The organism is Marinimicrobium sp. C2-29 (assembly GCF_038419845.1).
Lineage (GTDB): Bacteria > Pseudomonadota > Gammaproteobacteria > Pseudomonadales > Cellvibrionaceae > Marinimicrobium.
This window is the reverse complement of record NZ_JBCAQT010000013.1, coordinates 1-11,797: the sequence shown is the minus strand read 5'-3', so window position 1 is coordinate 11,797 and position 11,797 is coordinate 1. Positions and strand designations below refer to the sequence as shown.

Annotated in this window: 7 protein-coding genes; 4 read left to right on the top strand and 3 right to left on the bottom strand. The window is 56.2% G+C overall.

The window, feature by feature from the left end; translation table 11 throughout:
- Positions 1-84 precede the first annotated feature (84 nt).
- Positions 85-867, bottom strand: coding sequence for a 3-keto-disaccharide hydrolase (locus tag AAE484_RS13185; protein WP_341938876.1), 783 nt, complete (start codon positions 865-867; stop codon positions 85-87).
- A 441-nt stretch (positions 868-1,308) separates the two neighbouring features.
- Here AAE484_RS13185 and AAE484_RS13180 point away from each other — a divergent pair, with 441 nt between their 5' ends.
- On the top strand, positions 1,309-2,715 hold the full coding sequence (locus AAE484_RS13180; protein WP_341938875.1) for a sulfatase family protein: 1,407 nt from the start codon (positions 1,309-1,311) through the stop codon (positions 2,713-2,715).
- Between the two features lie 32 nt (positions 2,716-2,747).
- Here the strand turns inward: AAE484_RS13180 and AAE484_RS13175 are convergent, their stop codons facing one another.
- Both AAE484_RS13175 and AAE484_RS13170 read right to left on the bottom strand, forming a co-directional pair.
- Positions 2,748-3,770, bottom strand: coding sequence for a LacI family DNA-binding transcriptional regulator (locus AAE484_RS13175; RefSeq protein WP_341938874.1), 1,023 nt, complete (start codon positions 3,768-3,770; stop codon positions 2,748-2,750).
- Between the two features lie 21 nt (positions 3,771-3,791).
- On the bottom strand, positions 3,792-5,030 hold the full coding sequence (locus AAE484_RS13170; protein WP_341938873.1) for an MFS transporter: 1,239 nt from the start codon (positions 5,028-5,030) through the stop codon (positions 3,792-3,794).
- 215 nt (positions 5,031-5,245) lie between these two features.
- Here AAE484_RS13170 and AAE484_RS13165 point away from each other — a divergent pair, with 215 nt between their 5' ends.
- The 3 genes from AAE484_RS13165 (at position 5,246) to AAE484_RS13155 (ending at position 10,957) form a co-directional block, all read left to right on the top strand.
- A complete protein-coding gene (locus tag AAE484_RS13165) occupies positions 5,246-7,600 on the top strand; it encodes a glycoside hydrolase family 65 protein (protein WP_341938872.1) in 2,355 nt (784 codons plus the stop codon).
- On the top strand, positions 7,597-8,256 hold the full coding sequence (gene pgmB, locus AAE484_RS13160; RefSeq protein WP_341938871.1) for a beta-phosphoglucomutase: 660 nt from the start codon (positions 7,597-7,599) through the stop codon (positions 8,254-8,256). The genes AAE484_RS13165 and pgmB overlap by 4 nt, the downstream gene beginning before the upstream one ends.
- Positions 8,257-8,605: 349 nt before the next feature.
- Entirely contained in the window at positions 8,606-10,957 is a 2,352-nt protein-coding gene (locus AAE484_RS13155; RefSeq protein WP_341938870.1) for a TonB-dependent receptor, read from the top strand.
- Positions 10,958-11,797: the final 840 nt, after the last annotated feature.

Here is an 11,797-nt window from a genome sequence, read left to right as displayed (position 1 = left end):
TACTCACAAAAAAGCCCGACGGCCGCCCACTGGACGACGTGCCGGGCTCTGTAGGGTACGCTGCAAAGAAGCGCGTGATTCCTGCTACAGCTCCCTGACCCAGATATTGCGGAAGCTCACCGCCGCATCGTGGTCCTGCAGATACAGCGAGTCGCAGCCATGAGCTTCATCGTAAGAGGGCGCGCCAATCCATTCGGTCTTGCCCTGAATTTCCACATGGTTCTGCACGACGACACCGTTGTGCAGTACCGTCACATAGGCCGGGCTCTCCAGCTCGTCCTCATCATCAAAACGCGGCGCGGTGTAGATGATGTCGTAGGTCTGCCACTCCCCCCGGGGGCGCGTGGCATTGACCAGCGGGATATGCTGCTTATAGACCGAACCGGCCTGTCCGTTGGGGTAGGTTTCGTTCTCGTGCGAATCCAGGACCTGGATTTCGTAGCGCTCCTGGAGGAAGATGCCGCTGTTCCCCCGGTCTTGCCCGTCCATGCCCTCGATGTCGGTGGGCGAGCGCCATTCGATATGCAGCTGAATATCGCAAAAATCCCGCTTGGTGCGAATCCCCCCCTCGCGGCGGGCGACGGTCATGGCATCTTCCTCCAGCTTCCAGTGCGCTGGACCACCGTCGTCGGCCTCCCATTCCTCCAGATCACTGCCGTCGAACAGCACAATCGCATCGGATGGCGGGGCGTCTTTGGGTGTTTCCACGACCGGGGGAACCGGCTCCCAGACTTCGGTTTTCTGGGCCTGCTGCCAGGGCTCCAGCGCTTCCTCATCGGACGTTTCTGCGCTACAGGCCATGGTCATCAGGCTGCCACAACTTACCAACAGGAGTGTCTTCAACGAAAAATGTGTCACATTCTGCATCTTTTAAGCTCTCTTATAAGAATCTTGGAACAACTCTCACTCACTGAGCCTGCTCACCGCTCACTAAAAGCCGAGAAGGTTGTATTGCCGAATACCCAAGATATTAACTTTATAACATATAAAACATATTTACCCAATAAAATGGGCATTGCCAGCCAGCTGGCTACAGCAGTGTACCACTTTGTTCCACGGCAGACGCCACGACCGGTGTGGGCTACGTTCTTTGGCAATCAAACTGATTCGTCACACCACGGATTCACGCAACCGACACCGACCTGACCGGGTTGGCATTACGTCGAGAGCGGCGGCTCGGGGACTACCTGTGAAAGCCCGGTAGAAACTCCGATGCAATCGTTTGCATTCTCTGGGGGTCGCTGCTAGACTCAAAGAGTCTCTATCAACACAAAAAAGCCCGACCGGAAGAATAACGAGGACACCATCATGCAACATCCTTTGACTCGCCGACAGTTTTCCCGTAACGCGCTGGCCGCAATGGCCTTGGCCGCAACGCCACTGGGAGGGCTCAGCGCCCAGCCCGCGAAAAAACCCAACATCCTGGTGTTTGTTGCCGATGACGCAGGTTTTCGTCACTTCGGCTGCTACGGCAACGAAAACATCAAGACTCCCAACATAGACCGCCTGGCCGCTGGTGGCCTGACCGCGGACAACGCCCAATTAACCAGCTCGCAGTGCAGCCCCTCACGCATCAGCCTGATGACTGGGCGCTACCCTCACGAAACCGAAACCGAAGACCTGCACATGCCCCTCAAGGAGGGTCACACCATAGTCCCCGGATGGCTTCAGGAGCAGGGCTACTTTACCGGTCATATGCAAAAAACCCACTATGGCCCGGCCGCCGATGCCCAGTTCCAGTGGTACGACCCGGAGCTGGACAAACTGCCAGCCTTTATCGATTCTGCCGGTAACAAGCCATTTTTCATGTGGGTCGCCTTCGATGACCCCCACAGACCTTACCAGGCAAACACCATTGCCGAGCCCCACGACCCCGGCAAAATCAAGCTGGCACCCTGGCTGGCCGACACCCCGGAAACTCGCCAGGATGTGGCTTATTACTACGATGAAATCGCGCGCCTGGACGGCGTGGTGGGCCGTATGATGCGCACTCTGGAAGAACGGAATCTGGTGGAAGACACCCTGGTTATGTTTTTGAGCGACAACGGGTCCCCCTTTCCTCGCGAAAAAGGCACGTTATATGACTCAGGGGTCAAAACCCCCTTCATTTTTCACTGGCCGGGCAAGATTGCCGTTGGCAAACGCACCTCAGCGCTCATCAGCGCCACCGACTTTGCGCCCACCTGCCTGGCTGTGGCTGGCATGGAGTTACCTTCGATACTCAGCGGCCAGAGCCTGCTACCAGGCCTGCTGGGAGACCACGACTTCGGCCGTAAAGCGGCTTTCAGCGTGCGCAACTGGCATGACACCGACGAGCACATTCGCAGCATCCGCTCTGATCGGTACCGGCTGATTCACAACGCCTACATCTACCTGCCTTTCGGATCGCCAGCCGATGTGTCCGAAAGTCCCTCCTGGCGCGCGTTGTACCACCGCAAAGAGGAAGGGAAGCTCACACCGGAGCAGGCTTTGCTGTTCCAAAGCCCCAGGCCCGAAATTGAGTTTTACGACTTGCAGGAAGACCCCTGGGAACTCAACAATCTGGCGGCCAACCCGGATTACCGGGATCTACTACGTGATCACTTCCGGCAACTGGCCCAGTGGCGCGAGGACACCAACGACTTTCCGCCCTCACGCCGACGCCGAGCCGGGCATACCGACCGGATCAAAGGTGTGCACTTTTCCGATACGATTCCACCCATGACCAATAAGTAGTCATTGAGGGGCGCGCTGCGCTCCCTCGATCGCTAAGAGGAGGAGCGCACCACCAACTCGGTTTTGATTATCTCTGAGGTCACCGACTGCCCCTTGACCATGGCCATTACCTTTTGCACGAGGATCTTGCCTCCAAGGTGCACATTCTGCCGCACCGAAGTCAACGGAGGGTTAAAGTAAGGCGCTATTGGGATATCGTCGAAACCCACCACAGCCACATCCAGGGGCACCCTGAGACCTTTCTCTCTCAGAGCGTTAATGGCTCCCATGGCAATGTTGTCACTGGCGGCGAAAATGCCGTCGAAATCCAGCCCTTTGGTCAACAGCTCAATTACATGCTGGTAGCCGGACTCTATGGAAAAAGCCGACTGAACATGGTGCTCCCGGGAGGACAGTCCTTGCTCGGCCAACGCATCAAAGTACCCGTGAAAACGACGCTCAATTTCCGGGTGCTCCACATCACCCAGAAACAGCATGCGTGTACAACCCCGTTTAATCAGGTGGCGCGTGGCCAGCTGTCCGCCCAGGTAGTTGTCACTTCCCACTATACAATAGTTGGCATTGTCCAGCCTGGCACCCCAAGCCACAACGGCGTTGCTCTCTTGTTGCAGCTTGCGCAAAGGTTCGTCGTTCCTGCCCTGACCAATGACTATGACACCGTCAGCCCGCTGTGAGCTAAGCAGGTGCGAACACCAGTCCTGAGGTTTAATGGCGCTGCTGGAATACAGCAGACTATACTGGTGCTCGTTCAACTCGTCGGCGATCGCACCGATCATATCCATCATAAAAGGGTCAGAGAAAGTCTGGCCGTCCACCTTTTCTGCATTGATGATGAGCGCTATGGTATGACTTCGTTGCAACCGGAGGTTGCGGGCTCCGGTATTGACCTTATAGTTAAGCTCTCTGGCAATAGCCTGAATCTTTTCCCGGGTTGTGATGTTAATGGCCGGGTTATTATTGAGCGCACGGGATACCGTTGAGCTCGATACCCCGGCACGGCGCGCTATATCCGCAATGGAAGTACCGGTGGGGTTTTTTCTCGGTGTTGTAGCCATAGTACCTAATTTTTCATGTAATCAGCTCACTTCCGCCGGAGCTCGTTCGGTTTCCCTTTTGAGCCCGCGCAAGAGCACCAGAATAACAGCCATGGGAACCAGGGCCAAATAGAACGCCGTCTGTCCGTCAAAACGGCCAAAAATCACACCGGTGACCATGGCGCCTGTAGTGCCGCCCAGCGCCGAAAACACAATGATCAGGCCCGCCATGGAGGACTGCTCCCGCAACGGCAGGGAACTCAGGACCACTGAACTCAAGGCGGGGTAAATAGGCGACATAAAAAGCCCGATAAGAGGAATCAGATAGGCCGCCAACGGCATGCTGAACCAGTTCACGTCAGCTGCCACTTCCACATCATACGACAAAGGCATGACCAGAACCATGAGCACGCCCATCCCCAGAATGCAGCCGCTCAAGAGGATATACCAACTGACTCTCCGTAGCAAAAGCCCGGCACTCAAGCGGCCTACAGCCAGACTTAAAGCGAAAATGCTGGTGACCTGAACACTGATGGCACTAGGCAAGCCCAGAACCTCGTTATTGAAAGTGGGCAGCCAGGTACCCAACCCCTGCTCAATGAGAACGTAGAGGAACACCGAAATCACGAAAATATACACCAGGGGCCGGGCGGCCAAGCGCAGCATGGCAAGGAAGTCCCGACTCAAGCTGGAACCGGGGGGAGCAACCTCCCCTTCGCCGAACCGGATAAAGCTCATCACCAGCAGGTTGAACAAGCAGATGGCTGCCAGCCACCAGTAGACATTCAACCATTCCTGACTGGCCGGATTATCGGAGTCTATAAAAAAGCTGAAGACCCAGTAGCCCGAAAGCACGCCCAGCATGAACACGCCCTCGATTGCGTTCATCAGGCTGGCGTGACCCTGCTTGCCCGAAGTAAGCAAGCCGATGCTGGCGTAAACCGATACTTTGATGAGTGCAAACGAGGCCCCGATCGAAAGAAACAGCATTTTGGTGGCCCAGAAGCTGCTCAGAATGGGCATGGACAGGCAGGCCAGCATCACTACGACCAAACCAATCATCATGGCGTGACGATACCCCAGCCGGGGGAGAAAAGAAGCCACCAGGAATGACACCACGGCGATGGGGATGTCCTTGAACCCTTCCAGCAGGGCGGCGCTCTCCTTGGTCACACCAAAACTGTTGATCGACTGCATGATCACGACACCCACGCTGTTCAGCAGCAGACCGAACAAGAAGTAGTTGAGCATCAATACCAGGATAATCAGGCGCTTACTCATTGTTATTGACCTTCGTTTTAGTAAATGTGCTGCATTAAAAGGCAGGCGGCTCTTTTTCAGTCCCGGCCGGCGCCTCGCCCCCCTGAACTCAGAATGCCAACCGCACCTCCAGTATAGCAGTATTGCAATCGATTGCAATACTGCTATACTGGTCTCATCAGCCATACGCAGGACCGGGCCTTGTGCCCAGGCCACCAGAATAAAGAGGACCCCCGATGCAAAAACACACGCAGAACCTCGGCAACAACCCCTGGCGTGTTACCGAGTCGAGCTTCAGGCCCGAACACTACAGCCTCAATGCCACTCTGTTCGCCTTGGGCAACGGCTACATAGGACTGCGCGGTACCTTCGAGGAGGGACTGGAGGGAGCTGCCGATCAGCACGGCTGTTACCTGAACGGGGTCTACTTTTCCGAGCCTATCACCTACGGCGAGTCCGCCTACGGTTATGCCAAGAACAACCAACGCATTGCTTCGACGGCCCTGCCCCACCAGCTCAGCATAAAGCTGAATGGCGAACTGATGGACATGAAGCGAGGCAAAGTGCTGGGGCATCACCGTGAGCTGCAGCTTGATAACGGCCTACTCAGCCGCGACCTACGCTGGCAAACCGAGGGCGGGCAAACCCTGAAAATTGAAAGCCGTCGGCTGGTATCCTTGACCGACCGTCACCTCATCGTTACCGAATACCGCGTCACGCCGGAGAACTTCAGCGGCCGCCTGGAGATCAGCTCTTACCTTGATGCCACCCCGGCCCAGGCCGAAGCGAGCGACGACCCCCGGGTGGGTTCCGGCATCAATCCGGACGACCTCAAACCTCTCGAATGCCAAGCGGATGAACACGGCTTGCTGGTAAGCCAACGACTGCGCAGCAGCGGCTTTACTCTGGTAAGTGCCGCCACTGATCGATTCCATGGGAAGCAGCCCCTATCGACCCAGCCGGAACGACTGGGCTCTTACAGTGCCGCCCACCATCATCAGCTAGATGCCAAGGCAGGCGAGACTATCACTCTGACCAAGTACGCACTGTGCTACTCCTGGTTGCACGAAAATGAAGAAGTATCCACCCAGAAAATACAGAGTCACCTCCTGGCCAGTTGTCAGAAAGGCTTTGGTCACTATGCCCAACAGCAGCGCCAGGCAATGGACCGCTTTTGGCAAGATTCGGACATAGAGATTGAGGGTGACCCCGAGCTGCAGCAGGGCCTGCGCTTTAACCTCTTCCACTTGTTTCAATCCCTGGGCCGCACCCCCGGCACCAACATAGCCGCCAAAGGCCTGACCGGCCACGGCTACGATGGGCACTATTTTTGGGACAGTGAAATTTATATTTTCCCCTTCTTTCTCTACACCCAGCCGGAGCTCGCCCGCAACCTGATTCAGTTCCGTTACAGCCTGTTGGATGCGGCCCGGGACCGCGCCCGGGAGCTGGCCATCTCCAAAGGCGCCCTCTTCCCTTGGCGGACTATCGGTGGTGAGGAGTGTTCGGCCTACTACCCGGCAGGCACGGCCCAGTTTCATATCAATGCCGACGTCGCCTACTCAATCAAGCAGTACCATCTCGCTACCGGCGACAACCAGCTGATACTGGATGTCGGCGCGGAAGTTGTCTGGGAGACCGCCCGGCTCTGGTTGCAGATCGGGCATTACAACCCGCATAGAGACAACCGTTTTTGCATCAACGAGGTGACCGGCCCGGATGAATATACAGCCCTCGTCAACAACAACTACTTCACCAACGCCATGGCTCAAGCCCATCTGCGTTATGCCTCGGAGCTCTACCACTGGCTGCAATGCGACCATCCCGGACGCTTCGAGGAACTGGTTCAAAACCTGAATCTGTCCGAGGCCGAAGTCAACGAGTGGCGGGAAGCGGCCGAGCGCATGTTTCTACCCTACGATGACGAATCGGGCATTCATCTGCAGGACGACAGCTTTCTGGACAAGCCCCGCTGGGACTTTGCCAACACGCCCAAAGACAAATACCCGCTGTTGTTGCATTACCACCCGCTGACCATTTACCGGCACCAGGTGTGCAAACAAGCGGATACGGTGTTGGCGCTCTTTCTGCTCAGTGAGAACTTTAGTCTGGAAGAAAAGCGAAGGGACTACGACTTTTACGAGCCCATCACCACGCACGACTCGACCCTGTCCGCCTGCATGCACAGCATACTGGCCAATGAGCTGGGTTATGCCGATAAGGCCCGTCACTATTTCAGTCAGGTAGCGCGCATGGACCTGGATAACCACCACAACAACACCCAGCATGGCGTACATACCGCCTGCATGGGGGGCACCTGGCTGTGCATGGTACAGGGCTTCGCCGGCATGCGTATCCATAAAGGGCAGTTGCACTTTGCGCCTACACGGCCCGAGGGTATTACCCATTACCGTTTCAAGGTTCGCATCCAAGGTCGTCAACTGAGCGTATCGGTGGCCCCCAATGGCACCCGCTATCAGCTTCTGTCTGGCCCTCCCCTGACCCTGATCAGTGGCGACCAGGAGCTGCGGCTGGAGCAACCGAACACCGACTACACCGCTACCACGCTGCGCGAGGACAACGCATCATGAGCCGATTCAAAGCCGCCATTTTTGATCTGGATGGCGTTATTGCCGACACCGCCTGCCTGCACTTCGCCGCCTGGCAGCGCCTGGCCCAGCAGGAGGGGTTCGAGATCCCCGGGGACGCCGACGAGCGTCTCAAGGGCGTCGATCGAATGGCATCACTGGATATCGTTCTCGAGCGTACCGAGCCGGGCCGTTATAGCCATGAACAGAAGCAGGAACTGGCCAATCGTAAAAACCGCCACTACCAACAGCTGATCACTATGCTCACTCCACAGGATATGCTACCTGGCGCCAAAACACTGCTCGATCAACTAACGGCCTGGTCGGTGCCCATGGCCCTGGCCTCCGCCAGCAAAAACGCCCAAGCGGTCCTGGAGGGGTTGGGCATCGCCCATCAGTTTCAATACATCGCCGACGCGGCCCGGATTAACCACCCCAAACCCGACCCGGAAATTTTTCTGACGGCGGCGGCTGGACTCAACCTGCCCCCCAGCGAGTGTATGGGGCTTGAAGATGCGGCGGCTGGTGTCACCGCCATCAAACGCGCCAATATGTTTGCTGTGGGTGTGGGCGACCCCAAGGCATTAGCCGAGGCCGACTTGATCGTGGCTTCGTTGGAGGATTTTGACGCGAAAACCTTTTTTGGGCCACAAGCCTGACACTAACGCTCAATACCGACAAGGTCATCACGTCACGGCACATCCTCTGCGCTGTCAACATTGTGCGTGAGCCTATCCCATGGACTATGCTCAGGGGGAAGAGCTTAAAAGCCCCTCAATTTTCCATTGAATGTTAAGGAATATGAAAGCCTTTTTTTATTATGAAATCGTTTGTATCTTTATTTGCAATCGATTGCAATACGACATTAGCTGACCTACACTTAATTTGAAGCGTCGGGGATTCCCATTGAAACACTTGCATTGTCAGAACAGAACGCAAAGGGGAATGTCGCAACGCTCACCATCGCCCGTCAACAATAAGTAGCCCCTTAGGGGAGGAGTAAACAAAATGATGAAGCAGAAACTGTTACCCCAATTCATTTCATCTGCACTACGCATGCCTCAAAAACACACGGCTCTTTGGCTGGGCTCGCTAGCTGCATTGGCGTTACACGCGCCTGTATACGCCCAAGAGGCACCGCCTGAAAGAATTGAAGAGGTGGTCGTTACAGGTACCCCCGGTGGTGCCGAAATGCGCAAGCTGGATGCCAGCTTCGCCGTTACCAATATCGACGAAGAGGCCATCAAACGCCGCGCCCCCAGCAGCACGGCCGACCTGTTGAAGTCGGTCCCGGGTGTATGGGTGGAAAGCTCCGGTGGTAAATCCGGTGCCAACATCTTCGTGCGTGGTTTCCCCAGTGGCGGCGATGCTCCTTTCGTAACTGTCAGCATGAACGGCATGCCGGTCTTTCCGCCACCAACGCTTTCCTTCCTGGAAAACTCCACAATGTTCCGCACTGATGTGACCATCGCGCGGATGGAAGGCTTGCGGGGTGGACCAAACCCGGTATTTTCCAACGGCCAGGTCGGTCTCACCACCAACTTCATTTTGAAGGAGGGCGGTGAACAGTCCGAGGGCGTGTTCAAATACAGCACCTCGGACTTCGGTCTTCAGCGGGTTGATGCCATGAGCAGCGGCAAGCTAGCCGACGATCTCTACTACATGGTCGGTGGCTACACTTCAAGCTCCAGAAACCCACGCGACGGCAACTTCAATACGGAAGACGGCCAACAGTTCACGGTCAACCTGACCAAGATCCTTGACAACGGTGAGCTCAACGTTTATCACCGCAAGACCGACGATCACGGCACGTGGTTCCTGCCGGTCTCTTTGCGCGATACCGAGGGCAACTCCACCGGCCTTGACGGCAACTTCACCTTTGTTGGCCCAGCCAACCGCAACGTACTGGTTCCTTTTGCCACTCCCGATGGTCAAGGCGGTTCAACCAATTCAGTTGAGACCCGCGATATGGGCCAAGGGCGCGGCTGGGATGGCAGCATCACCGGCGGCTCAATCACGTTGGATCTGCCCGACAACTGGACCTTTACGGACCGTTTCAGTTACACCAGCGGTGATGCCAATACCGCGGGCTTCGTACCCGATGGCTCAGCCGCTCGCTTGGGTACATTGACCGACGAGCAAGGCGCTCAGAATGTCAGTGGCGACTCCGTTGGCGCGGACGCCCTCGTACAAAAGTTCGGTGCTTGGGTTGTTAACAAGCAGGTTGAGTCTTTCAGCAACGACTTGAGTTTCGCCAAACAGTGGGACACCACCAAAGTTACGTTAGGCCTCTATACCTCAGCTTGGGACGTATCCGAGCAATGGTCTATCGGCAACTCCAAGTGGTTTGAGCTTCGCTCTGACGGCCAATTGCTTGACCCCGACAGCCTGCCCATGGACGACAATCCCGACGAGTTGGCCTGTCAGTCCTTCGATCAGGCGAGCTGTGGTTTCACCTTTAACGTCGACGCCGTCGGCGAGGCACAAGAAAACGCCTTTTACGCCGCCGTCGAGCAACGAGTCAACGACCTTAAGTTCGATGCTGGTGTCCGTGCCGTCAACCGCGCGACTCAGTACAGTGCCGATGTCGGTGCCCTCGATGGTATCAACGACGTTATCGTCGATTCCGACGAAACCGAGTTCACCTACACAGCGGCCCTCAACTACGACCTTACCAGGGACTCTGGCGTGTTTGCCCGCATCAACGACGGCGTCAAGTTCCCGGACTTTGACACCTACCGCGATTTCTTCGGTGACTTCGAAGACGGATCCGACTTGATCATTGATGTTCAGCAGTTCGAACTGGGCTACAAACTGGATCAGAACGCGTACTCTCTCTACGCGACGGGCTTCTACAACGAAACCCAGGGCCAACCTTTCGGCAGCCAGGGCGCGGGCGACTTCGAGCGCGAAGAAACCGAAGCCATTGGTGTCGAGCTGGACGGTAACCTGTATCTGGGCAACTTCGACTTGAACCTGAACGCCACTATTCAGGACGCGGAATTGACGACCGGTGCAAACAAAGGCAACTCGGTCGCCCGGCAGCCTGATCTTCAGGTTCGTTTGACCCCCAGCTATCAAATCGACTTTAGTTCAACGGTTAACGCCTCCATCTTCGGCACGCTGAGCCTTGTTGATGAGCGCTTCAGTGGTAACGCCAATGTCGTGACACTGGACAGCTACGAAGCGGTTGATCTTGGCGTTATCGTCAATGTCGATGATGTTGAATTCCAGCTGGCTATTAACAACCTGACCGATGAAGCTGCACTGACGGAAGGTGACCCCCGCTCTGGTACCGGAACCAACGGTCGTTTCATCTTGCCACGTCACGCAACATTCAGTGTTGCCTACAACTTCTAAGAAGTTGTTTTCGGACCATGGAAGGTCTACCACATTCAGTCCCGCTCTCCTGGCGGTAGCTGTAGCGATGATCCAACCATAGATCTATCGTCTCTTGGGGAATAACGGCGCTGCCGGTATTCCCCCTTTTTAGTTTGATCACGCTTTCCCGAAAAACGCCGCTCCTCTCTCCAGAAACAATTAGTTGTTATCTTAGTTCCCATAAGTCATTCGGTTGATCATCCCTGCTATTCATCCTCCTTACAGAGCGCCGGCCTTCATACGATACGGCGCACTTTGCTGCATTTCCTTCCACTCATCCCTTTAAGGGCCGGCCAAACCGCCGTGCCGGAGCCAGTCCGCTGCTTATAGCCAGATTGAACCAACCCTGCCAGCACGGCCTGGCATCTTCCTTCGAGAGGAGGACGGACATCAGGGCGGCGGCGTCCCCCTGCCTACCCGGAGAATCTGTTGAGCCTCCGCTTCAACCGTCACCGTGGCATAGCGATGACCTTTGAACAGGGGGAGAAGAGAGGGACGTAGCAGAGATAGGGCATTGCGGTGGGCGGAGCCCACCCTACCCGCCTTTAGGAGCTTGACCAATCTGCCGGGAGCAGATTGGCACAGCGAAGCTGCCTGAAGGGTTGAGCGCAGGGAAGCGCTCAATGAACGCTGCCCGAAGGGGCGATGCCATGGATGGCATCGATGACCATGACCGCAGGGCATCGGCAAGCACCTCGAGCTTTTTCGGGCCCATAAAAAAATACCCCGAACCATTGCTGATTCGGGGTATTTCATTTTAGGAGCTTGACGATGACCTACTCTCACATGGGCAAGGCCCACACTACCATCGGCGCTAAG

Bases quoted from the DNA above. Each gene is read 5' to 3' on its own strand.
- AAE484_RS13155 (WP_341938870.1), top strand. From the start codon at position 8,606: ATGATGAAGCAGAAACTGTTACCCCAATTCATTTCATCTGCACTACGC.
- AAE484_RS13180 (WP_341938875.1), top strand. From the start codon at position 1,309: ATGCAACATCCTTTGACTCGCCGACAGTTTTCCCGTAACGCGCTGGCC.
- AAE484_RS13165 (WP_341938872.1), top strand. From the start codon at position 5,246: ATGCAAAAACACACGCAGAACCTCGGCAACAACCCCTGGCGTGTTACC.
- AAE484_RS13185 (WP_341938876.1), bottom strand. From the start codon at position 867: ATGCAGAATGTGACACATTTTTCGTTGAAGACACTCCTGTTGGTAAGT.
- AAE484_RS13170 (WP_341938873.1), bottom strand. From the start codon at position 5,030: ATGAGTAAGCGCCTGATTATCCTGGTATTGATGCTCAACTACTTCTTG.
- pgmB (WP_341938871.1), top strand. From the start codon at position 7,597: ATGAGCCGATTCAAAGCCGCCATTTTTGATCTGGATGGCGTTATTGCC.
- AAE484_RS13175 (WP_341938874.1), bottom strand. From the start codon at position 3,770: ATGGCTACAACACCGAGAAAAAACCCCACCGGTACTTCCATTGCGGAT.